Below are 21,345 nucleotides of genomic sequence, written 5' to 3'. Positions count from 1 at the left end.
AATTTACTTCAGAAAAAAACAAAATGGATCAGATCGCCCCATATAGTTCGGCTTATTGTTGTTGGTCCATGCAGCCGTTACGAACAAGTTCAAACCAAATGGGGTGAAATAAAGTGACCATCTATCGGAATGTTCATGAACTGGTCGGCAATACGCCGCTGGTTGAACTGACATCTTTTAAAATACCTGAAGGCGTGCGCCTGTTTGCAAAATGCGAATACCTCAATCCGGGCGGGAGTGTCAAGGATCGTCTCGGCGAGAACTTTGTTGCTAAAGCATTTGCTTCCGGCAAGCTGAAGCCGGGCGGTACACTGATCGAGCCGACAGCCGGCAATACCGGGATCGGTATCGCTCTGGCAGCGATCGGCAAGGGCATTCACGTGATTTTCTGCGTCCCTGAGAAATTCAGTGCGGAAAAACAGATCCTGATGCGGGCGCTCGGCGCAAAAGTAGTTCATACGCAGACGGAACGGGGCATGGAAGGGGCAATCGCCAGGGCCCGGCAGCTCGTTGCTGAGATCCCCGGCAGTTATTGCCCGAATCAGTTTGCTAATCCTGATAATCCGGGTACGTATGCCGAAACACTGGGTCCCGAGATCTGGAAAGATCTTGACGGCAATGTCAGTGTTTTTGTTGCCGGTGCCGGGACGGGCGGTACTTTCACAGGTACGGCAGAATTTCTGAAGCAGAAGAATCCGGCTGTCAAAACCGTCGTCGTCGAACCAGTCGGATCCATTCTGAACGGGGGAAAATCGGCACCGCACCGGACAGAAGGCATCGGAATGGAATTTATTCCTGACTTTGTCAAGACGGATCTTTTCGACGCAATTCATACGGTAAGCGACGATGATGCTTTTCGGCGGCTTCGTGAAGTGGCCGCTCAGGAAGGGCTGCTCGTCGGCAGTTCATCAGGAGCAGCGCTTCATGCAGCACTCCTTGAAGCGGCCGAAGCAGCACCGGGGAGCAACATCGTTGCAGTGTTTCCGGATTCAAGCGAACGCTATCTTAGTGAACATATTTATGGTTGAAAAGCAGAACCAGAGGGAGAGAATGTTGTGAAGCCAAAGACGAAAGTCATTCATGCAGGAATTTTCGGAGATAAATATACAGGCAGTGTCACGGTACCGATCTACCAGACCAGTACCTATAAACAGGAGGCTGTCGGCAAGACCAAGGGCTATGATTACTCACGGACGGCTAATCCGACCCGTCATGCTCTGGAAGTGCTGATTAATGAACTGGAATTCGGCAAGGGCGGATTTGCCTTCGGTTCCGGAATGGCGGCCATTTCATCCGTACTTATGCTGCTGAACAGCGGCGACCATATCGTGATTACCGATGACGTTTATGGCGGTACATTCAGAGTCATCGACAAGGTATTTAAACGGCTTGGACTCTCGGCGTCATTTGTCGATACCAGTGATCTGGCAAAGACGGAAGCCGCGATTACGGATCAAACGCGGGCGATCTATCTGGAAACGCCGACCAATCCGCTGCTGAAAATCACCGATATTCAGAAGACGGCAGAACTGGCCCATAAGCACGGCCTCCTGCTGATCGTTGACAATACCTTTGCGACACCATACTGGCAGCATCCATTGCAGCTCGGTGCCGACATCGTGCTGCACAGTGCGACAAAGTATATCGGCGGGCACAGCGATGTGGTCGCCGGCCTGGTTGCGGTGAACTCTGAGGAACTGGCAGAACGGGTCGGCTTTATTCAGAATTCTGTCGGTGCAGTCCCCGGACCGCAGGATGCCTGGCTGCTCATCCGCGGCGTCAAAACGCTGGCACTCCGGATGGAACAGATTGAAAGCAATGCCCGGAAGATCGCGTCATTCCTTGATGCCCATCCGAAAGTTGAGAGGGTTTACTATCCTGGCCTGAAGAATCATCCGGGACATGAACTTGCCGCCCGTCAGGCAGACGGATTCGGCGGCATGATTTCCTTCGACGTCGGGAGCAGCGAGGCTGCCGACCGGCTGCTTGCCCGGACAAAGTATTTCACACTTGCGGAAAGTCTCGGCGCAGTCGAGAGCCTGATCTCTGTTCCGGCAAAGATGACCCATGCGTCAATTCCCAAACCGCGTCGGGATAAACTCGGGATTACGGACGGCCTGATTCGTATTTCCGTCGGCATTGAAGACGGAGACGATCTGGTTGCCGATCTGAAACAGGCGATTGAGGACTGACCAATTAGATACGCAGTATTCGGACACCGTTTTCCGGTGCCCGTTTTTTTTAATTTTCTCCAATTCCTGATGCGGCCGTATTACCAGAACTTGCCCTGTCAATTCCATCGTTATCCATGTTACAGTTTAAGACGACTGGGGGATGGTATGATGACAGAATACGAGAAAAAGATTCTTGACGGAATCGCCGACTGCAGAAGGACAGGACTGATCTGCCTGTCTGCCGGTGCATTTTTATACGTCGGTTCCTTATTACCGCAATATCATGAACCGGCCGATCTCCTCGTTTTGCAGATCTCGAGTTTCCTGTTCCTGATCAGTTCCGGACTGTTTTACTGGAGAACTGTCATTCTGCGGCAAAAACTGCATCAGTAAATTTTTCTCCTTCTTTCTGCTATGATATAAGGACGAACAAGCAGAAAGAGGTGTCAGACATGGATCTTGGTTTGAAAGGAAAACGGGCGCTGGTGCTGGCCTCAAGCAAAGGGCTTGGATTTGCCGTGGCTAAGCAGTTCGTCCTGGAGGGTGCGGAGGTTATTCTGACCAGCCGCAGTACAGAACATCTGAAAGCGGCGGATGCAGAACTTGATCAGCTGGTGAACGGGAATGTAACCTACTATCCGGCCGATGTTTCAAAGAAAGACGACCTCAATGCACTCGTTGAATTTGTTGATCTGCATTTCGGTGCTCTGGATATCTTAGTGAATAATGCCGGCGGACCACCGAGCGGCCCTTTTATGTCGCTGACAGACCGTCAGTGGCAGCAGGCTTTCGAACTCAATCTGCTTAGTTATGTCCGGATGATCCGTGCAGCCGTTCCTTTAATGGAAAAGGCCGGCGGAGGGCGGATCCTGAACATTGCTTCGTCATCGATTAAAAGACCGATTGCCAGTCTTGTACTGTCCAATACATTCCGGCTTGGGATTGTCGGTCTGACCAAGACGCTTTCTGAAGAGCTGGCAGACCAGGGGATCCTGATCAATACGCTGGCGCCCGGGCGCATTCTGACCGACAGGGTGAAGGAACTGAACAGGAAGCAGAGCGAGCGTACTGGCCTAACGGAAGAGGAAATCCGGCGGGCTTCCGAAGCTGAAATTCCGCTGCATCGCTACGGACGGCCGGAGGAGTTCGGCAAGGTTGCCGCTTTCCTGGTCTCTGAGGCAAGTACGTATGTGACCGGTGAGTCACTGCTTGTTGATGGCGGACTAGTACGAAGCATTTAAAAATTGCGACAATCAGTAAAAGGGTTTACTTTCGCGATGCCATGCCATACAATAGCTTTTGCGTCAGGATGAACCGTGAACGAAGCAACCATCCTGCTGGTCCCATGAAGGGCTTGCCGGCAGGATAAAACACACGAATACATGATGAACGAGCGCAAAAAAGTGATCAGTGACCGCGGACCGGAAGATAGAATTCATGGCCTGCGGTTCTTTGCGCCGCAATCAGATGATTCAGAAACGATTTCAGACAGAAGAAGAACAAGGGGTCGTTGCGGTTTTCCTGATTCACACCTTTCATTGCAAAATGTGAGGAAATCAGAGGAGGATTCTGAAATGGCAGCGAAACGTGTTTTTTCATTGATTGGCATGAGAAGGAAACAGACGGCGGCAAGTCGTGTTGAGAACGCCGAAAGGATTAATCGTCTTCAGGATGAGATGATCACACGGCGCATGCGCTACGGAAAATACTTTTAATGCTTCGGCAAACAGGCGGACGGAAACCCGAAAAGTTCCCGTCCGCCTGTTTGTTAGTTTGCTTTTAAATTGTTGGCTATGTTAACGTAATTTGTTGTTTTTCGCTCCGGACGCGCGCTTTCCGCGGGCGATCCGCTCACTCGACGATCTCAAACGACTCATACACAACCGGACTCTTTTCCGGAGTGACGTCAAGCTTCTGAACACGTGAGAAACGGTTCCCCTTTCGGACGGCATGGATAAAGGCATCCAGATTCGGCCCCGATCCGGAAGCACTGATTTCCACAGTGCCGTCATCCCGGTTACGTACCCAGCCGACTATATGGAATTCTCTTGCTGTCTGTAAGGTGAAAAACCGGAAGCCCACGGCCTGAACACGACCGCTGACGATCATATGAACGCGTTCATCATTTTTTCTGCCTGTCATTGATTCATCCGCTCCCTGTCGGTAAATCCCTTCTCCCTTAGTCTACCATTCGGGAGAAGTTCAGGGAACCGAAATGCTGACCGGCGGGCGGAGAGACTGATAAACAGGGTCAGCGTCCCGCTTTCCGATAGATCTCATGATAGAGTTTCATCAATGCCCGTTTTTCGATCCGGGAGACATAGCTTCGCGAGATATCAAGCTTTTCGGCGATCTCGCGCTGCGTGAGATCATTTCGGCTGCCCAGTCCGTAGCGATCAATAATCACTTCCTTTTCCCGGTCATCGAGAACATCCAGTGCCGAACGGATTTTCCCGGTGTCCATTTTCAGTGCAATCTCATCGACGATATCCTTGTTCCCGGATTTGAGAATGTCAATCAATGAGATAGCATTTCCTTCTTTATCCTGGCCGATCGGATCATTCAGCGACACATCTTTCCTGGTTTTTTTCAGTGTCCTGAAGTACATTAAGATTTCATTTTCGACACATCTTGCCGCAAAGGTGGCCAGTTTGGTTCCTCTGCCGGGCGAATAGTTTTCAACGGCTTTGATCAGGCCGATTGTGCCGATTGAGATCAAATCATCGGTCTCTTCGCTGGCATTATTAAACTTCTTGACGATGTGCGCCACAAGTCGAAGATTATGTTCAATCAGTTTATTCCGGGCGTCCTGATCGCCCTGTGCCATACGCGCCAGGCATTCTTGCTCTTCCTGAGCGGAGAGCGGCTGGGGGAATGCATTATTCTTAACGTAGGAGACGAGGAGCAGGACTTGTTTAAATAAAAAAGCGAGTCCGGCAGACAACATGACCAGTCACTCCTTCCTGAAATCCCTGATCGTTTTACTGTTTCCTAGCATATGGGCGAATATCCTGTCCCGTGCCTGTCTCATGTCCGGCGAGGGAATATCGGTCCTCACCGGCTTTCGTGCGGGGAATAGGTGACCGCCCAGTCAGCACGTTTGCCAGTGAATAGACTATAGGGAAGCTTAGTTGAAGGAGTTGAAGAGGCATGGGCTATTCATGCGGCTATGGTTCAGGATTCGCGTTGATTGTCGTCCTGTTCATTCTGCTGATTATCGTTGGTGCGACCTGGGTTTATTAAGCTCCTGAAAAAAATAAAAAAGAAGGGCCTGCCCGGTGCAGGTCCTTTCTGTGTCGGAGAAACAGTCGCTTCCGCCTGTTCCCGATATCATCAAGATTTGACTCAGCCGCCTTTCGATAGAAACAGAACGGCTGTTAATTTAACTGATGCTCAGGAATCTTTATCCGCCGACGCTTCATTTCCTGCCTGATGAGTCCGATAAAGGCTGTGCTCAAATGATATTTTAATGCCTTTTCATAAGATTCAATCAGCAGGCTGTCACTCAGATTTTCCATCTTTCCCCCGTTTCCGGCCGCCACCTCTCACATTCCTTATGTTCTTCATCCTTTCCTTCACTCTATCATGATGATCGAACGGGGACAATTGCCGGATTATCCACAGCCGGAGGTGGACAATCTGTGAATGAATTGTTAATAAATTATAAAATGTGTGTCTCTTTGCCTGAGACAATGTGGATAATCTTATCCACAGCCGGAGGCGACGTCGGCTGCTGTCGAAAAATATTGTCAACGCTAGCCGGAAAGATGGTCTATTTTTACAATCCGATGTACACTGAATCAATAAGTATGAACGGCGGGTGAGAAATTGCCCGGATGACTTGGTAAAATCAGCAACATGTGGGAAAATGGTATCAGAAGTCGAGGTGCAGAATGATTGCTGAAAAATTTTTTGCCAGATGCACATGTTGAAAGCGTTTTTCAGATTCAGCCGGAGAAGCTGAAGGAGAAGGGCATTAAAGGAGTCATTACGGATCTGGACAACACGCTGGTTGCCTGGAACAAGGCAGATATGACGCCTGAGCTGCTGCAGTGGTTCAATCAGCTGCGCGATGCGGGCATTTCCGTGATGATCCTTTCAAATAATAGTAAAAAGCGTGTCCGTAAATTCACAGGCACATCGGAGGTTCCGTACATCTTCCGTGCACTCAAACCGGCGGGATACGGATTCCGGCGGGCGATGCATGAGATGGGACTGAAAAAGGATGATCTGATCGTCGTTGGCGATCAGATCGTCACGGATATATATGGCGGCAATCGCCTCGGTATGCATACGATGCTTGTCGTTCCGATCGACAGGAATGACGCGCCGGCAACAAAATTGAACCGGATGATTGAACGATTTCTCCTTTCGAGAATGAGACGGCGCGGCTGGATGAAATGGGAGGATTAACTATTGGAATCGGTTTATTGTAACGGATGCGGGATAAAAATTCAGACAGAGGATGAAGGGGCACCGGGTTATGCACCGGCGTCCGCACTCCGGCATGATCCGGTCATCTGCCGCCGCTGTTTTCGTCTGCAGCATTATAACGAAGTTCAGGATGTGCCGATGACCGGCGACGATTTTCTGAAATTACTTTCGCAGATTTCCGGCAGAAAGGGACTGGTCGTTTATCTGGTGGATATCTTCGATTTTTCCGGAAGCTGGGTTCCCGGTCTACAGCGCTTTGTGGGCAACAATCCGGTTTTGATGGTCGGGAATAAACTGGATCTGCTTCCAAAATCGACAAACCCGAATAAACTGACCAGCTGGCTGCGCCGTTCTGCGAAGGAGCTGGGGCTGCGTCCGCTTGACGTTCTGCTGATGAGTGCCGAGAAGAACATGGGCATCGATCAGGTCATCGAAGAGATGAACGATTACCGAAAAGGCAAGGATATTTATGTCGTCGGCGTGACCAATGTCGGCAAATCGACGTTTATCAATCACCTGATTCGCGCGGTCGGCCAGCAGGAAGGGACGATCACCACGTCTCATTTTCCGGGAACGACGCTGGATTTTATCGGCATCCCGCTTGATGACGGGCAGATGCTCTATGATACGCCGGGGATCGTTAATCTGCATCAGGCGGCACATTTCATCAGTGAGAAGGATTACCGTCAGGTGATGCCGACAAGGGAAATCAAACCGGTCGTTTTTCAGCTGAATGAAGGACAGACTCTTTTCCTCGGCGGGATGGGGCGCATCGATTATATCGGCCCTGGCCGGCGTTCGCTGATCGTTTATACGTCCAACCGTCTGACCGTACACCGGACCCGTACGGATCATGCGGACGACCTCTTCCACCGTCAGTACGGCCAGCTCCTGTCACCGCCGAGCCGGACCAGAGGATTGCCGGAGCTTAAAAGTTACGATTTTCGCACCGACGGGCTGAATACGGACATCGTCTTTTCCGGCCTCGGCTGGGTGACGGTTAAGGGCCGCGGGGCACAGATTCATGTCTTCGCGCCGGAAAGCATCAGCGTCTCCCGGAGGACATCGATCATCAAGGGTTGACGATCCGCAGCCGGTCATGAAACGATATGTTAGAATGAGAGCAGTTGTAAAAAAGTGTATGCATGTGCAGATGGAGGACTTACGGAAATATGCTGAGTAAGAGACAACTTATGGATTTGCGAAGAGAGGCACAGACATTAAAACCGGTTTTTCAAATCGGGAAATCCGGGCTGGGCGCCCAGCTGATTCGTGAACTGGATGCCCTTCTGGAGAAACGTGAGCTGATTAAGGTGTCCCTGCTGCGGAATACGGATGAAACAGCGAAGGATGCCGGTGAACGGATTGCCGCCGAAACAGGTGCGGAACTCGTCCAGGTCATCGGCCACACCCTGATTCTGTTCAGAAAGAAGAAGAATAAAGACGACCGTCCGGGAAAGACGGAGAAGCCGGTTTCATGAAAAAAATCGGACTGATGGGCGGCACATTTGATCCGCCGCATCAGATGCATCTGCTGATTGCTCAGGAAGCACTGGAAGCGTGCCGTCTCGATGAGGTCTGGTTTCTGCCCACCTATGACCCGCCGCATATTCAGGGAAAAGTCGCACAGACTTCAGCAGACGACCGGGTACAGATGGTCAGACGGGCGATCAGCGGCAACAGCCGTTTCCGGATTTCACTGGTCGAGGTTGAGCGCGGCGGCAAATCTTATACGGTGGAAACGGTACGGGAACTGACAAGAAGATTTCCCGATGACCGGTTTTATTTTATTCTTGGTGCGGATATGGTTGATGATCTGCCAAACTGGCATGGCATTGAGGAACTCTGCCGGATGACGTCGTTTATTGCGTTCAGGCGGCCGGGATTCCCCGCTGAGAATCCGGCGCATGCCGATGTGGCCTATATCAATATGCCGCTGATCGACATCTCATCGAGTCTCATTCGCGACCGGCTTCAGGAAGGGCGTTCGTGCCGCTATTTTATGCCGGACGCAGTGATTGACTATATTAAGGGGAGACATCTCTATGAAGATTGACGAAGCGGAGGAAACGATTCGGGCATTGCTCCCGGAAAAAAGGTTCAGACATTCCGTCGGCGTTTCGGAAACGGCCGGTCGGCTGGCGGAAAAATATGGCGGTGATGTGAAGAAAGCCAGGCTCGCGGGTATGCTGCACGACATCGCCAAGTATTTCCCGGATGATCAGCTGGCAGCGGTCATCCGCCGGCGCAGGGATATCCCGGATAATTTTCTCGAGTTTTCCGACAAGCTCTGGCATGCTCCGGTCGGCGCGGTTTATGCCGAGGAGAAACTCGGGATTACCGATCGTGAAATTCTTGACGCCATGACCTTCCATACGACCGGAAGAAAGAAAATGACCCTGCTGGACAAGATCATTTTCCTCGCCGATTATATTGAACCCGGACGTGATTTTCCCGGCGTGGACGAGGTCCGGAAGGCCGCCGAAAGCGATCTGGATGAAGCGGTGTATCAGGAACTGCAGCGGACGATTATGCATCTGCTGGAAAAAAGAAAGAGTGTTTATCCGGAGACATTTGAGGCATATAATAATTTAATAAATCAAATCAATGAGGTGACTGGATGACGAGTGAGGAATGGGTCAGATATCTGGCTGAAGCTGCTGATGACAAGAAGGCACAGGATCTGGTGATGCTGAAAATGACGGGCATTTCGATCATCGCGGATTACTTTATTATTTGTCACGGCGATTCAGAAAAACAGGTACAGGCTATTTCGACGGCGCTGAAAATGGCATGTGAAGCCAGGGGCGTTCCTGTGCGCCGGATGGAAGGATTTGACCGGGGACGCTGGGTGCTCATTGATATGGGCGATGTTGTTGCCCATGTGTTTCACCGGGATGAACGAAATTATTATCAACTGGAAAAATTATGGGGTGACGCCCCTGTCTATAGTCTTGAGAAAAAGCCGCTGTAATCAGCGGCTTTTTCTTTAGACACAGAACTGCCTTATTTACATGCAGGAGTTCTGCAAACAGACGGGGAAATGTAAAAGTATGATTCTTTTGTACTCAGTCGATCCGGTCAAAGGACGGATCAATTGCCTGATGATCCTCCACAAATTTTTTTTGCGTCGCTTCGAAAAGATGTTCAAACAGAGCTCCGTATTCCTTATCCAGAACAGACAGACCCGCCCCGGTGACGCCCCCTTTAACCGTTACTTTCTCTCTGAGTTTCGGCAGTGTATAGGTTTCTTCTTCGAGTAACTTTCCAAACCCGATCGTCATTTGTGTCGCAAGTTCCGTTGCTGTTTTTCGTGAAATCTGTGTCACCCGGGTCGCATCGAGAATCATTTTTTCAAGAAAAAATGAAAGGAAAGCAGGCCCGCAGCTGGACAGATCAGAGGCAATACGAATGTAAGCTTCGTCGATTTCAATCGGATGGGAAAAGTTACCCAGCAAATGCCACAGTTTATATTTTTGAAAATCAGTCAGCGTCGTTCCGAAAGTAACCAGCGTGTTTCCGGCCAGTGTCTGATTAACGATGCTTGGGACGGCACGTGCGGTGTGACAGGGAATGATTTTTTCAAGCTGGTCAATGCGCACGGGACTGGTGACGGAAACGGCGAGCTGCTCCGGATGCCAGAACCCGTTAAGGGACTGCAGCAGCGGAAACAGCTGCAGCGGCTTCACGCAGAGGAATACGGTGTCCGACCGGCGCACCGCCTGCTCTGCCGAGGCGCATACTCTAAGGCCGGGATAGCGGGCGGCGAGTTCCCGCGCTTTGGATTCTGTCCGGTTGAACACCGAGATGGCTTTCGGCCGGGCTGCTTTGCTTCTGACCAGAGCGCCGGCCAGCATCGATCCGATGTTCCCCGTTCCTATCACGCCGATCCTCATGACTGCTTCACCTCAATACATTTGGCTTCCTCATTGGAATCTATGCGAATTCCTGACTGTTTATGCAGACTGATGAGCCTGCAGACCACGGCTTGCGTGCATCCTCGAACACGAAACTACTTAAGAAAAGAAGTGACCTGATGGAACGATGGCTGAGCAACCGTAAACTTTGGGCCGTTGCAATCATTGTGCTTATTGCTGTGATTCTGCTGATGGTCTACAAAAATAACCAGGCTGCAGAGCGGAAGGCAGCCGCGGAGAAAACGGCGTCTTATTTCAAAAAGAGTGCAAGCCCGAGCAGCGCTGCTGAAAGTGACGTGAAAACCGTTCGTCTTCCGGCAAAACTGATCGTCGATATGAAGGGGGCGGTCAGAAGGCCAGGCATCTATACGATGACTGCCGGTGACCGCGTCAGCGATGCCGTGGCCCGAGCAGGCGGCCTAACCGTTAAGGCTGACGAAAACAGAATCAATCTGGCGCAGAAGGTAGCCGATGAGATGGTGATCTTTGTTCCGGAAAAGGGCAAGAAGGATCCGCCGCAGATTTCCGGTTCTCCCGGAACGACGGCATCGCCGCAGGGCGCATCATCGGCCGGGCCAGCTGGCGAACAGATCAATATTAATTCAGCGGACGAACAGGCACTTCAGAATCTGACCGGGATCGGACCGGCAAAAGCAAAAGCGATTATTCAATATCGGGAGCAGCATGGGCCGTTTAAATCGGTTGATGATCTGAATAACGTCTCCGGTATCGGGGACAAGTCGCTTGAAAAAATCAAACCGGACGCGACCGTACGGTGAGGACAATACTTTTTTTCAGTGAGCAGGATTGCGGGGCTGCTGAGCCTGATACGCCTCAGTAGCGCACTGACAGGGAAGTGGCATCTTCCTGCACTGTGTGCCTGCCTGTCCGCCTGGTTTGCTTCATCAAATGCTTTAGTGCCCGTGTGCCTTGTCCTTGTTTATCTCACTTATCTGGCCGCAGCCAGACAGTACCCGCTGTTTCTGATCCTGGTGACGGTCTTTCTTGCCGTTGCCGCTGACGACCACTTCTTTATTCAGAACACATCCGGGCTTTCTCCGCAGACGACCGTCATCACGGGGAAAATCACGGATATTCCCGTCTTTGACGGGGACCGGCTGCGCTTTACGCTTCGGACCGAAAGCGGTGAGCGTATTCAAGTACTGGTTCGCCTGCGAAAAGCTGCAGATAAAAACAGGCTGATGAAGGCGTTGAAGCCCGGTCTTTTCAGCCGCCTTGAAGGGAAACTGGTACAACCTCCGGAACCGACCAATTTTCATGCTTTCGACTATCGTGACTATCTGAAAAAACAGCAGATTTTCTGGCAGTTTCAGGCAGAGGGTATTCAGGATTATGCAGACGCCGATCCGGATCTGCTTGACCGGCTGAACCGTATGCGGATGGATCAGCTGAACCGGATCGACCGAACATTTACACCGCAGAGTGCCGGGATGATCAAAGCGCTGGTCTTCGGCGATGATCAGGCGATGGATCCGGATCTGATTGATGCATACAGGCTGTTCGGGCTCGTTCATCTTCTTGTCGTTTCCGGCATGCACATTACAGTTATTTTCGGTTTTCTCTATTTCGTGCTGCGCCGGGCCGGTGTGGTTAAAGAATATGCCCTCTTCAGCCTTCTGCTGCTGATTCCCGTGTATGTTCTCCTGACCGGAGCGCAGCCTTCTGCCGTTCGCTCAGGGCTGACTGCCGCCCTAATGTTTATCGGGGCGATCATTGGCCGGAATCGCCTGAGCATGACCGATATGCTCTCCTTTTCCTGCCTGATCATGGTTTTTGCGCATCCGCCGACCGTTTACGACCTGGGCTTTCAGCTCTCCTTTGCCGTGACCTTTGCTGTGATTCTCGCCGCACCGGAAGTGATGAGGCGGCACAAATCTCCGGTGATGCGTCTTCTGATGCTGTCGATGATCTGCGAAATGGCGGCGTTCCCGATTGCCGTATACCATTTTTATCAGTTGTCCGTTGTCGGCTTTTTCCTGAGCATTTTCTTCGTGCCTTTCTTAACCCTTATGATCATGCCGCTGGCTTTTGCCGCCTATCTGACAAGTCTGTTTTTCCCATCTGCTCCGCTGCTGATGTCACCGGTGCTGGATCTGCTGCTGCGCTTTCCGCATCAGATGCTGCGCGCGCTGTTCCGCCATCCGTTTCTCCAGCTCAATTACGGTGCCATGGCGGAATGGATGCTGGCCGCAGCGATCATTATTCTTGCACTGGCACTGATTGTCTGGGAAACCGTCGACAGGCACTGGACGGTGTTTCTGCCGCTTCTCGCATTTCTGTCCATTTACGGACTGGTCTTTCTGTCCGATTTGATCGATCCTTATGGTTCAGTCACCTTTCTCGATGTCGGACAGGGCGACAGCATCCTGATTCGTCTGCCGCACCGGCAAGGGTCTGTATTGATCGACAGCGGCGGCACGCTGCCTTTTCCCAGACAGGCCTGGCAGACACCGAAGCGCTCGTTTGATGTCGGACGCGATGTCGTGCTCCATGAATTGCGTGCAGCACGTATCGATCAGCTTGATGCTGTGGTGATGACCCACAAGGATTACGACCACGTGGGCGGAATGAAACAGGTGCTTGCCGGTGTCTCGGTAAAGAAGCTGGTCGTCAGCGCCTATTTTGACCCCGATCCGGATGATCTGAAATTATTCCGGGAAGCGGTTCAGAACGGAGCAAGGATGACGGTGCTGGGAGCGGGGCAAACTTTGCCGGTTGGCTCCGCGGATTTTGACATCTTGTCTCCGATCGGCCGGGCTGAGGACACCAATGGAAACTCCATCGTGATCCGGACCTTTCTCGGCGGCAGCCACTGGCTGTTTACCGGCGATCTTCCCGTTACCGGTGAACAAAAGATCCTGAGCCGGCGAATACCGGTTCAGGCGGACGTGCTGAAGCTCGGGCATCACGGCAGCCGGACATCGACGTCGGCGCGCTGGCTGGAAGCCGTAAAGCCGTCGGTTGCGATTGTCTCTGCCGGGAAAAACAACCGTTACGGGCATCCGCACGAAGAAATCATTCAGCGGCTGAAAAAATATCGTGTGCAGACGATCCGCACCGATCAGTCGGGCGCGATTCGATTCCTGTTCACGGACCATCGGATTGACCGGATTGAAACGGCTGTCCGGGAATGACTTTTTCCATCATTTGCTCTGCCCTGACAAGAGTTGTCACCGATAAGTCGCGGCGACATAGGATAAAATAGATAAAGAACGAACATCGCTGAACCGGTGCTGTCCTAGGCTTCACCGGTCCGGCGTTCATATAGAGCAGGGGCGGCCGGATGATGCCGTCCTGTTTTTTTTGTCCGGTTAAGAACCGGGCCGTCGTTTAAGGCAGACAGGTCTTGCCAAAGAAGTTCAGGCACGATAAAGTGAAAGAGGTACTGAGGGGAACATTTCGGAATCATTGTTTTGACTGTTCAAAAGGGATGAGCACACTGGCATTCAGAAAATCAGCAGATCTTTCCATAAAAAAACCGCTTGCGCCCGTATTTCTTTTATATGGTTCGCAGGATTATCTGATTCGCTTCATGATGAAGCAGATTATTCAGGCAGCATTGCCGGAGGAAGAGCGGGAGTTTAACCTGTCACGGTACGATATGCTGGAAGCGCCGGTGCAGGAAGCGATTGAAGAGGCAGAAACGGTTCCGTTTATGGGCAGCAAGAAAGTCGTGCTGATCGAGAACCCTTATTTTCTGACCGCGGAGAAAGTCAAGGCGAAACAGGATCATCATCTGCCCTCGCTGAAAAGCTACCTGGACAACCCGTCACCCGATACGGTAGTTGTGCTCGTTGCACCATATGAGAAACTGGACCGGCGGAAAAGTCTTGTTAAGACGCTTGAGAAAAAGGCGAAGGTCTATGAACTGTCGTACGTCTCCGATGCAACGCTGTACGGGCTGATGGAAACAATTGCACTGAAATACGGAGCAACCTATACGCGGGGCGGCCACGAACAGCTGGTTGCCTCCGCCGGGCAGAATCTGGCACGGCTTGCCGGTGAGGTTGAAAAATGTGCTCTGTACTGCGGCAAGGAGCGGCCGATCGACCGCGAAGCCGTTCTTGAGATCGGCTCCCGGTCACTTGAAACCAATGTCTTTCTGCTCGTAAACAATGTGATGGAAAGACGGACGGTTGATGCACTTCACCTGCTTCATGAACTTGTTGCGATGAAAGAAGAACCGCTGAAACTTCTCGCCCTGCTGGAACGGCAATTTCGGATGGTCTATCAGGTGGCCGCTTACCGTGATGCGGGTTACACGCAGAAAGCGATTGCCGCCAAGATCAATGCCCATCCTTATGCTGTCAAAATGGCGGCGGAGCAGGCGGGCATGTTCAGCACCGAGGCGATGGAACAGGTTCTGGCACGGTGCGCAGAAACGGACGATCGGATCAAAACCGGCCGGACAGACAAGCTTCTGGGGCTGGAGCTGTTGATCCGCCGCATTTCATCTGCAGCGTGAATCAGGCGCATCGGATGGCGCTTCGAAAGGGGTAAAAAAAAACAGAGCCACCGGAATTCCGGTGACCCTGTTTTTTTTTACCCCTTCAGGCATTCAGATCGTTTAATTTCCTGGACAGCCGTGATTTTTCATGAGCTGCTTTATTTTTGTGAATCAGGCCCTTGTTTGCCGCTTTGTCAACTTTCTTGGTTGCTTCAAGAAAAGCAGCTTTAGCAGCATCAATGTCTTTTTCACCGACTTTTTCATTGAACGACTTGATTGCCGTGCGTACCGCCGACTTGTAGGCAACATTGTGCTGACGGTTCGCTTCGCTTGTTTTCACACGCTTGATTGCAGATTTAATGTTTGGCATTTCATTCACCTCCAGATTCCTGAATTCCCGGCCAGTCATAAATAAAAGGCTGCAGGAACGTCATGGGTTCCGGATGTTGCAGCCAATTGCATAAGCAGAGATCATTCTGACAAACTGTATTGTATCAAAGCAGGCAGTCTTTTGCAATCGATGAATGAAATTTGTCATGTCGAACAGGCTAGGAATATGAGCCTTTTTAATAACAGGGAGGGATCGGTCAGATGGCAGACGGACCGGAATTAATCAATTATGGGATCCGCACGGACCTCGCGATTGAATCAAGCGGCGGGGAAGCGGCGAAACCAGGGGTTATTCGTGAGGAAAAAGCGGAGAACGGCGTCCATATTACCTGGATGAAAATCGATTCCGAAGCGGCGAAGCGGATGAATAAAAAAGCGGGATCCTATCTGACTTTTGAAGCCAGGGAGCTGCGCGGCGGCGATACGGAAGCAGAAGAGAAGACGGAGAAGATCTTTGCCCGTTACTTTGCCCGTTTCGTCGAGGATCTTGGCATTCCGGCTGAAGCCAGCTGCCTGATCGTCGGACTGGGCAACTGGAAGGTTACGCCTGATGCGCTTGGGCCGAGTGTCGTTGATAACGTGCTGGTGACCAAGCACATGTTCGATCTTCAGCCGCAGAATGTTCAGCCGGGCTACCGCCCGGTCAGTGCGATCACGCCGGGTGTGATGGGCGTCACCGGCATCGAAACGAGTGATATCATTCTTGGCGTGATCGAGAAAACAAAGCCGGACTTTCTGATTGCCATCGATGCACTGGCTGCCCGTTCGATGGAGCGGGTGAACACGACGATCCAGGTCGCCGACAGCGGGATCCATCCAGGGTCGGGAATCGGCAACAACCGCAAGGAACTGAGCCGCGACACGCTGGGCATTCCGGTCATTGCCGTCGGCGTGCCGACGGTGGTCGATGCGGTGACGATTACCAGCGATGTCCTCGATCTCCTGCTCCGCCACCTGCAGCGGGAAATGAGCGATAATAGCCCTTCAAAGTCGCTGGTTCCTTCATGGATTCCTTTCGGTGAGAAAGTCGACTATAAGAAATGGCAGCTGCCGAGCAAGGAAAATCGGGCCGCTTTCCTCGGTATGGTCGGAACGCTGGATGAACAGGAAAAGGCACAGCTGATCGAGGAGGCACTCGGCGCTTCAGGAACAAAGTTAATGGTGACCCCGAAAGAGGTTGATTTTTTCATCGAGAAAATGGGCAATGTGCTCGCTCAGGGGCTGAACGCGGCGCTGCACAAGCAGGTGGATCAGTCAAATACAGGCCACTTTACCCATTAATGCAGGAAGAAAAATCGAGGTTCAGCACATGAACCTGAATACTCCTGCATAGGAATAAAAAAGGACAGGCTATATCAGGGGGTGGCATGGATGCTGAAACGCTGGACGATTGAGATCGCCGTTATTTTTTGCCTTTTGCTGGTCAGTGTGGTGTATGGTACCGTAATCGTCCGCGATGCGCAGTCCCCGCAGACACAAGTGAATCTGCCGGCGCAAAAGCTGATTATTCCGCCGCAGGCGCAGACGGCGACAGCGGATGCGCCCGTTGCCCAGAGCAGCCGGCCGGAAGCGTCGCCGCAGGCAGCCCCGGGGATCAGCCGGGCCGGGAATTCATTTTCATCGGTTATTTCACATTTTTTCCTGACGTGCATCCGTTCAATTGCCGGACTTGTCGACAGTGTGATTCAACTGCTCTTTTAATCCTATCCTTTAATACGGGAATTCAGGACACGCGCCGGACCTGCTGCCGGCGTTGGAACCCCGCGTGCCGGCGGATATGATATAATCGAATCGGAATAGGGTTAACGGCAGGAGGAACATGCATGAAGGGCAGCAGGAACGACAGACAGTCGCACATCCGTAATTTTTCAATTATCGCACATATTGACCACGGAAAGTCGACGCTTGCCGACCGCATTCTCGAAGCGACACAGGCGCTGGCCAAACGGGAAATGAAGGCGCAGACGCTCGATGAGATGGATCTGGAGCGGGAGCGCGGCATCACGATTAAGCTGAACGCTGTTGAACTGAATTATAAGGCGCCGAATGGCGAGGATTATATTTTCCATCTGATCGACACCCCCGGGCATGTCGACTTTTCTTATGAAGTTTCTCGGAGCCTGGCTGCGTGCGAAGGGGCGCTTCTGGTTGTCGACGCGGTACAGGGCGTCCAGGCGCAGACACTGGCGAATGTATACCTTGCGCTGGAGAACAACCTGGAGATCATTCCGGTGATTAACAAGATCGATCTGCCCAATGCCGATCCGGACCGTGTCAAGAAGGAAATTGAGGACGTCATCGGCCTGGACGCGTCGGACGCCGTGCTCGCTTCGGCCAAGACGGGGCTCGGCACCGATGAAGTGCTGAAGCAGATCATTGAAAAAATCCCGGCACCCTCAGGAGATCCGGATGCACCGCTGCGGGCGCTGATTTTCGATTCCCTCTATGATTCCTATCGCGGGGTCGTCGTTTACATAAGGGTCATTGACGGGACTGTCCGGGTCGGCGATACGATCAAACTGATGGACAATAATAAAACATTTGAAGTGCTTGAGGTCGGAGTATCCACGCCGAAAATTGAGACGCGGGATGCCCTGTCAGTCGGTGATGTTGGATTTCTGACTGCTTCGATTAAATCGGTTCACGACACACGGGTCGGCGATACGATTACGCTCGCCGACCGGCCGGCAGCGGCACCGCTTCCCGGGTACCGCAAAATGAACCCAATGGTTTACTGTGGTCTCTATCCGATCGATTCGGCGAAGTATGACGATCTGCGCGAGGCACTCGGCCGCCTGGAACTGAACGACGCCGCCCTGCAGTATGAACCGGAGACCTCCGAGGCGCTCGGCTTCGGTTTTCGCTGCGGGTTCCTCGGACTGCTGCACATGGATATCGTCCAGGAACGGCTGGAGCGTGAATTCAACATTGACCTGATCGCGACCGCGCCCAGTGTCATTTATAAAGTGAAAAAGACAGACGGCACGACGGTTGAGGTCGGGAATCCGTCCGAGATGCCGGAGCGGAAGTACATTGATACGATCGCCGAACCTTATGTCCGGGCAACGATCATGACGCCGAACGATTTTATCGGTCCGGTAATGGAGCTTTGCCAGCACAAACGCGGCGAGTTCAAAACGATGGAATCTCTCGACACGACGCGTTCCAATGTCATCTATGATTTACCACTGTCGGAAATTATGTACGACTTTTTTGACGCACTGAAGTCGAATACAAAGGGCTATGCTTCCCTGGACTATGAGATGGACGGGTACCGGGTCAGCGATCTGGTAAAAATGGATATTCTGCTGAACGGAGATAAAGTGGATGCACTCTCGGTCATCGTCCATAAGGAATTCGCGTTCGACCGCGGAAAGGCGATCGTTGACAAGCTGAAGGAACTGATTCCCCGCCAGCAGTTCGAAGTGCCGATTCAGGCAGCGATCGGGCTGAAAATTATCGCCCGGTCGACGATCAAGGCGCTGCGTAAAAATGTGCTGGCCAAATGTTACGGCGGCGATGTCTCGCGGAAAAGAAAACTGCTTGAGAAGCAAAAAGAAGGCAAGAAGCGGATGAAGGCGGTCGGCAGCGTCGAAGTGCCGCAGGAAGCGTTCATGGCCGTGTTCCGGATGAGCCATGATGACTGATTCGGGGAAAAAAGTCAGAGGCGCGTATATCCATATCCCCTTCTGCGATCACATCTGTTATTACTGCGATTTTAATAAATTCTTTCTGAAAAGCCAGCCGGTCGATGCCTATCTGCAGGCTCTGGCAAAGGAAATGGCCTATTACTCGGCCATGGGTCCGGCGGCGACGATCTATATCGGCGGCGGGACACCGACCGCATTGAATGAAAGCCAGTTCGAGAAGCTGCTGAAAGATACGTCACACTACTTCGGCAGGGAAGGTATCCGTGAATTCACCGTGGAAGCCAATCCGGAGAATCTGAGTGACGGGAAACTGGCATTAATGAAGCAATATGGCGTGAACCGGCTCAGTATCGGCGTGCAGTCGTTCGACAATCATCTGCTGAAGGCGATCGGCCGGGCACATGATGCGGAAACCGCCAGACGTGCGGTCGGACGCGCGCGTGCGGCAGGGATTGAAAATATCACCATCGACCTGATGTTTGCGCTCCCGGGACAGGACGAGAAGATGCTCCATGATTCACTGGAAACAGCCTTGTCGCTTGGAACACCGCATATTTCAATTTATTCCCTCCAGATTGAACCGAGGACGATTTTCTACAACCGCAAGCGAAAAGGAAAGCTGAGCCTTCCCGGTCAGGACATCGAAGCCGACATGTACGGACAGATTATCTTCGAGCTGGAGAAAAACGGTCTCCGCCAGTATGAAATCAGCAACTTTGCCCGTCCCGGTTTTGAAGGGATACATAACTCGCTTTACTGGCAGAATGAAGAATATTATGGCCTCGGTGCAGGGGCTCACGGCTATGTCGATGGGGTCCGCTATGCCAATGCCGGCCCGGTAAAAAAATATATCAATCTGATGGATGCGGAGGGCTGCGCCGCAACAGAACGGCACAGGGTAACCGCTCAGGAGCGTATGGAAGAGGAAATGTTTCTCGGCCTCCGGATGATGCGCGGCGTCAGCAGGAGCCGGTTTCTCAGCAGATTCGGCCGCCCGATGACCGCTGTTTACGGCGAGCAGATCGATCGGCTCGAGCAGGAAGGATTGCTCGAACAGCAAGGCGACTTTGTTTTTCTGACGAGAAAGGGTACTTTTTTAGGAAATAATGTTTTTGAAGCGTTTTTATTATCATAACCATTTGACAAACCGCCGGGAAGTTGGTAAATTTTATTGTAGATTTAGCACTCAGTGATCGAGAGTGCTAACAGAGGTGATGGACTTGCTGACAGAGCGACAGCTGCTGCTGTTGCAGCTACTTGTGAATGATTATATTATCTCTGCTGAACCTGTCGGGTCCCGATCGATCTCGAAACGTGAGGATGTACACTACAGTCCGGCGACGATCCGCAATGATCTGGCTGATCTGGAAGAGATGGGGTACCTGGAAAAGACGCATCTTTCTTCCGGCCGGGTTCCCTCGGAAAAAGGATATCGTTTCTATGTGGATCACCTGCTTTCACCGGAGATTCTGTCTCAGAATGAACTGGGGACCATCCGGGAAGCGTTCCGGCGGAAATTTTCTGAGACGGATGATCTGATTCATGTCACGGCCAGGGTTCTGTCGGAATTCACAAATTATACGGCGATTATGCTCGGGCCGGAATTGCTTGATATGCGTCTCAAACACCTGGAGCTGGTCAAGCTTTCCGAAAGCCAGGGTGTGATGATTATCGTGACGGACACCGGTCACGTGGAGAACCGGACCGTGTCGTTTCCGGAACTGATCAAAGCGGAGGATGTTGAGAAAATCATCAATATCCTGAACGACAAGCTCAACATGGTTCCGCTCTACCAGCTGCAGGCAAGGCTTGACACTGAAGTGCGTGCCGTGCTGAAGAAGAATATTGCCGATTATCAGCGCGTGATGGCGCTCTTGAAGGACGGGCTGTCAATCAGCGACCCGAACCGGATCTTTTACAGCGGCAAGAGCAACATTCTGGAACAGCCCGAGTTCAGGGATATTAACAAAGTCATTGCGCTGCTTAATGTATTCGAGAGCAACGACCTGGTACGTGAGCTGATGGATATGCCTTCGGGCGGACTTCATATCCGGATCGGGCGGGAGAACAAGCTGAACGGCATTGAAGACTGCAGCCTGATCACGACGACTTATTCTGCCGGTGATGACCATCTCGGCACCGTGGCGGTCATTGGCCCGAAACGGATGGCCTATCCCCGGGTCGTTACAATGATTGATTTGATTGCGAAACTTTTAACAAAGTCATTAAGTAAGGAAAAAAGCGAATGAAAAGCGAATGAAACAGCCTGTATCGGATCCAGTTCATGTGGATCCTCCAGGTGCCAAAACATA

The 21,345-nt window shown here is 51.9% G+C and carries 25 protein-coding genes; 20 read left to right on the top strand and 5 right to left on the bottom strand.

Translation table 11 applies throughout. The features are described 5' to 3' along the window. The first annotated feature begins 113 nt into the window (after positions 1-113). The 5 genes from D889_RS0102565 to D889_RS15550 all read left to right on the top strand — a co-directional run bounded on the left by D889_RS0102565 (position 114) and on the right by D889_RS15550 (position 3,889). The gene (locus tag D889_RS0102565) at positions 114-1,028 is read left to right on the top strand and encodes a PLP-dependent cysteine synthase family protein (RefSeq protein ID WP_010630266.1); all 915 of its coding nucleotides are present in this window, start codon (positions 114-116) and stop codon (positions 1,026-1,028) included. A 27-nt stretch (positions 1,029-1,055) separates the two neighbouring features. Continuing rightward, on the top strand, positions 1,056-2,192 hold the full coding sequence (locus D889_RS0102560) for a bifunctional cystathionine gamma-lyase/homocysteine desulfhydrase (protein ID WP_010630265.1): 1,137 nt from the start codon (positions 1,056-1,058) through the stop codon (positions 2,190-2,192). 150 nt (positions 2,193-2,342) lie between these two features. After that, complete coding sequence (locus tag D889_RS0102555; protein ID WP_010630264.1) at positions 2,343-2,567, top strand: YrhC family protein; 225 nt, start codon at positions 2,343-2,345, stop codon at positions 2,565-2,567. Positions 2,568-2,626: 59 nt separating this feature from the next. Beyond that, positions 2,627-3,415 (top strand): SDR family oxidoreductase, encoded by a 789-nt coding sequence (locus tag D889_RS0102550; protein ID WP_010630263.1) that lies wholly within the window; start codon positions 2,627-2,629, stop codon positions 3,413-3,415. Between the two features lie 333 nt (positions 3,416-3,748). After that, positions 3,749-3,889, top strand: a complete 141-nt coding sequence (locus tag D889_RS15550) for a hypothetical protein (protein ID WP_018962118.1) — start codon at positions 3,749-3,751, stop codon at positions 3,887-3,889. 136 nt (positions 3,890-4,025) lie between these two features. Here the strand turns inward: D889_RS15550 and D889_RS0102535 are convergent, their stop codons facing one another. Together D889_RS0102535 and sigK are read right to left on the bottom strand one after the other, a co-directional pair. Continuing rightward, a complete protein-coding gene (locus D889_RS0102535; RefSeq protein WP_010630262.1) occupies positions 4,026-4,316 on the bottom strand; it encodes an acylphosphatase in 291 nt (96 codons plus the stop codon). A gap of 109 nt (positions 4,317-4,425) precedes the next feature. Beyond that, positions 4,426-5,121 (bottom strand): RNA polymerase sporulation sigma factor SigK, encoded by a 696-nt coding sequence (sigK, locus tag D889_RS0102530; protein ID WP_010630261.1) that lies wholly within the window; start codon positions 5,119-5,121, stop codon positions 4,426-4,428. 203 nt (positions 5,122-5,324) lie between these two features. Between sigK and D889_RS15335 the strand changes: the two genes are divergently transcribed. Beyond that, positions 5,325-5,417 carry a YjcZ family sporulation protein gene (locus tag D889_RS15335; RefSeq protein WP_018962117.1) on the top strand — a complete coding sequence of 31 codons (93 nt, stop codon included), beginning with the start codon at positions 5,325-5,327 and terminating at the stop codon, positions 5,415-5,417. Positions 5,418-5,551: 134 nt separating this feature from the next. Here D889_RS15335 and D889_RS14825 read toward each other — a convergent pair whose 3' ends face one another. Continuing rightward, positions 5,552-5,692 carry a sporulation histidine kinase inhibitor Sda gene (locus D889_RS14825; protein WP_141629360.1) on the bottom strand — a complete coding sequence of 47 codons (141 nt, stop codon included), beginning with the start codon at positions 5,690-5,692 and terminating at the stop codon, positions 5,552-5,554. Positions 5,693-6,071: 379 nt separating this feature from the next. On the opposite strand from D889_RS14825, the gene D889_RS0102515 reads away from it, so the two are divergent. From D889_RS0102515 to rsfS, 6 genes are all read left to right on the top strand, one after another. Then, positions 6,072-6,587 (top strand): YqeG family HAD IIIA-type phosphatase, encoded by a 516-nt coding sequence (locus D889_RS0102515; protein ID WP_010630259.1) that lies wholly within the window; start codon positions 6,072-6,074, stop codon positions 6,585-6,587. A 3-nt stretch (positions 6,588-6,590) separates the two neighbouring features. Continuing rightward, positions 6,591-7,691 (top strand): ribosome biogenesis GTPase YqeH, encoded by a 1,101-nt coding sequence (gene yqeH / locus D889_RS0102510; protein ID WP_010630258.1) that lies wholly within the window; start codon positions 6,591-6,593, stop codon positions 7,689-7,691. A gap of 62 nt (positions 7,692-7,753) precedes the next feature. Further along, complete coding sequence (gene yhbY / locus D889_RS0102505; RefSeq protein WP_345938772.1) at positions 7,754-8,089, top strand: ribosome assembly RNA-binding protein YhbY; 336 nt, start codon at positions 7,754-7,756, stop codon at positions 8,087-8,089. Further along, positions 8,086-8,664, top strand: a complete 579-nt coding sequence (locus tag D889_RS0102500) for a nicotinate-nucleotide adenylyltransferase (protein ID WP_010630256.1) — start codon at positions 8,086-8,088, stop codon at positions 8,662-8,664. Before yhbY ends, D889_RS0102500 begins: the two co-directional genes overlap by 4 nt. Next, positions 8,654-9,232, top strand: a complete 579-nt coding sequence (gene yqeK, locus D889_RS0102495) for a bis(5'-nucleosyl)-tetraphosphatase (symmetrical) YqeK (protein WP_010630255.1) — start codon at positions 8,654-8,656, stop codon at positions 9,230-9,232. Before D889_RS0102500 ends, yqeK begins: the two co-directional genes overlap by 11 nt. Then, positions 9,229-9,582 (top strand): ribosome silencing factor, encoded by a 354-nt coding sequence (gene rsfS / locus D889_RS0102490; protein ID WP_010630254.1) that lies wholly within the window; start codon positions 9,229-9,231, stop codon positions 9,580-9,582. Before yqeK ends, rsfS begins: the two co-directional genes overlap by 4 nt. Before the next feature lie 94 nt (positions 9,583-9,676). On the opposite strand, the gene comER is transcribed toward rsfS, so the two are convergent. Further along, positions 9,677-10,504, bottom strand: a complete 828-nt coding sequence (gene comER / locus D889_RS0102485) for a late competence protein ComER (RefSeq protein ID WP_010630253.1) — start codon at positions 10,502-10,504, stop codon at positions 9,677-9,679. A gap of 140 nt (positions 10,505-10,644) precedes the next feature. Between comER and D889_RS0102480 the strand changes: the two genes are divergently transcribed. The 3 genes from D889_RS0102480 to holA all read left to right on the top strand — a co-directional run bounded on the left by D889_RS0102480 (position 10,645) and on the right by holA (position 15,011). Beyond that, positions 10,645-11,304, top strand: coding sequence for a helix-hairpin-helix domain-containing protein (locus D889_RS0102480; RefSeq protein ID WP_010630252.1), 660 nt, complete (start codon positions 10,645-10,647; stop codon positions 11,302-11,304). Positions 11,305-11,322: 18 nt separating this feature from the next. Continuing rightward, a complete protein-coding gene (locus tag D889_RS0102475) occupies positions 11,323-13,680 on the top strand; it encodes a DNA internalization-related competence protein ComEC/Rec2 (protein ID WP_010630251.1) in 2,358 nt (785 codons plus the stop codon). A 296-nt stretch (positions 13,681-13,976) separates the two neighbouring features. After that, the gene (gene holA, locus D889_RS0102470; RefSeq protein WP_010630250.1) at positions 13,977-15,011 is read left to right on the top strand and encodes a DNA polymerase III subunit delta; all 1,035 of its coding nucleotides are present in this window, start codon (positions 13,977-13,979) and stop codon (positions 15,009-15,011) included. 85 nt (positions 15,012-15,096) lie between these two features. Here the strand turns inward: holA and rpsT are convergent, their stop codons facing one another. Then, complete coding sequence (gene rpsT, locus D889_RS0102465) at positions 15,097-15,363, bottom strand: 30S ribosomal protein S20 (RefSeq protein WP_010632236.1); 267 nt, start codon at positions 15,361-15,363, stop codon at positions 15,097-15,099. A 221-nt stretch (positions 15,364-15,584) separates the two neighbouring features. Between rpsT and gpr the strand changes: the two genes are divergently transcribed. The 5 genes from gpr to hrcA all read left to right on the top strand — a co-directional run bounded on the left by gpr (position 15,585) and on the right by hrcA (position 21,282). Then, positions 15,585-16,664, top strand: a complete 1,080-nt coding sequence (gene gpr / locus D889_RS0102460; protein ID WP_010632235.1) for a GPR endopeptidase — start codon at positions 15,585-15,587, stop codon at positions 16,662-16,664. A gap of 90 nt (positions 16,665-16,754) precedes the next feature. Continuing rightward, positions 16,755-17,084 carry a hypothetical protein gene (locus tag D889_RS0102455; RefSeq protein WP_010632234.1) on the top strand — a complete coding sequence of 110 codons (330 nt, stop codon included), beginning with the start codon at positions 16,755-16,757 and terminating at the stop codon, positions 17,082-17,084. A gap of 122 nt (positions 17,085-17,206) precedes the next feature. Beyond that, on the top strand, positions 17,207-19,030 hold the full coding sequence (gene lepA / locus D889_RS0102450; RefSeq protein WP_010632233.1) for a translation elongation factor 4: 1,824 nt from the start codon (positions 17,207-17,209) through the stop codon (positions 19,028-19,030). Further along, positions 19,023-20,168, top strand: a complete 1,146-nt coding sequence (gene hemW, locus D889_RS0102445) for a radical SAM family heme chaperone HemW (RefSeq protein ID WP_010632232.1) — start codon at positions 19,023-19,025, stop codon at positions 20,166-20,168. Before lepA ends, hemW begins: the two co-directional genes overlap by 8 nt. 85 nt (positions 20,169-20,253) lie before the next feature. Next, entirely contained in the window at positions 20,254-21,282 is a 1,029-nt protein-coding gene (gene hrcA, locus D889_RS0102440) for a heat-inducible transcriptional repressor HrcA (protein WP_010632231.1), read from the top strand. The last annotated feature ends 63 nt before the right edge of the window (positions 21,283-21,345 follow it).

This window comes from Sporolactobacillus vineae DSM 21990 = SL153, from assembly GCF_000377985.1.
Lineage (GTDB): Bacteria > Bacillota > Bacilli > Bacillales > Sporolactobacillaceae > Sporolactobacillus > Sporolactobacillus vineae.
Note: the sequence above shows the minus strand (reverse complement) of the source record. Positions and strands in the feature narration are given on the sequence as shown.

Bases quoted from the DNA above. Each gene is read 5' to 3' on its own strand.
- D889_RS0102555 (WP_010630264.1), top strand. From the start codon at position 2,343: ATGACAGAATACGAGAAAAAGATTCTTGACGGAATCGCCGACTGCAGA.
- hemW (WP_010632232.1), top strand. From the start codon at position 19,023: ATGACTGATTCGGGGAAAAAAGTCAGAGGCGCGTATATCCATATCCCC.
- gpr (WP_010632235.1), top strand. From the start codon at position 15,585: ATGGCAGACGGACCGGAATTAATCAATTATGGGATCCGCACGGACCTC.
- D889_RS0102455 (WP_010632234.1), top strand. From the start codon at position 16,755: ATGCTGAAACGCTGGACGATTGAGATCGCCGTTATTTTTTGCCTTTTG.
- D889_RS0102500 (WP_010630256.1), top strand. From the start codon at position 8,086: ATGAAAAAAATCGGACTGATGGGCGGCACATTTGATCCGCCGCATCAG.
- rpsT (WP_010632236.1), bottom strand. From the start codon at position 15,363: ATGCCAAACATTAAATCTGCAATCAAGCGTGTGAAAACAAGCGAAGCG.
- yhbY (WP_345938772.1), top strand. From the start codon at position 7,754: ATGTGCAGATGGAGGACTTACGGAAATATGCTGAGTAAGAGACAACTT.
- D889_RS15335 (WP_018962117.1), top strand. From the start codon at position 5,325: ATGGGCTATTCATGCGGCTATGGTTCAGGATTCGCGTTGATTGTCGTC.
- yqeK (WP_010630255.1), top strand. From the start codon at position 8,654: ATGAAGATTGACGAAGCGGAGGAAACGATTCGGGCATTGCTCCCGGAA.
- D889_RS0102535 (WP_010630262.1), bottom strand. From the start codon at position 4,316: ATGACAGGCAGAAAAAATGATGAACGCGTTCATATGATCGTCAGCGGT.
- D889_RS15550 (WP_018962118.1), top strand. From the start codon at position 3,749: ATGGCAGCGAAACGTGTTTTTTCATTGATTGGCATGAGAAGGAAACAG.
- comER (WP_010630253.1), bottom strand. From the start codon at position 10,504: ATGAGGATCGGCGTGATAGGAACGGGGAACATCGGATCGATGCTGGCC.
- D889_RS0102550 (WP_010630263.1), top strand. From the start codon at position 2,627: ATGGATCTTGGTTTGAAAGGAAAACGGGCGCTGGTGCTGGCCTCAAGC.
- sigK (WP_010630261.1), bottom strand. From the start codon at position 5,121: ATGTTGTCTGCCGGACTCGCTTTTTTATTTAAACAAGTCCTGCTCCTC.
- D889_RS14825 (WP_141629360.1), bottom strand. From the start codon at position 5,692: ATGGAAAATCTGAGTGACAGCCTGCTGATTGAATCTTATGAAAAGGCA.
- holA (WP_010630250.1), top strand. From the start codon at position 13,977: ATGAGCACACTGGCATTCAGAAAATCAGCAGATCTTTCCATAAAAAAA.
- lepA (WP_010632233.1), top strand. From the start codon at position 17,207: ATGAAGGGCAGCAGGAACGACAGACAGTCGCACATCCGTAATTTTTCA.
- D889_RS0102480 (WP_010630252.1), top strand. From the start codon at position 10,645: ATGGAACGATGGCTGAGCAACCGTAAACTTTGGGCCGTTGCAATCATT.
- rsfS (WP_010630254.1), top strand. From the start codon at position 9,229: ATGACGAGTGAGGAATGGGTCAGATATCTGGCTGAAGCTGCTGATGAC.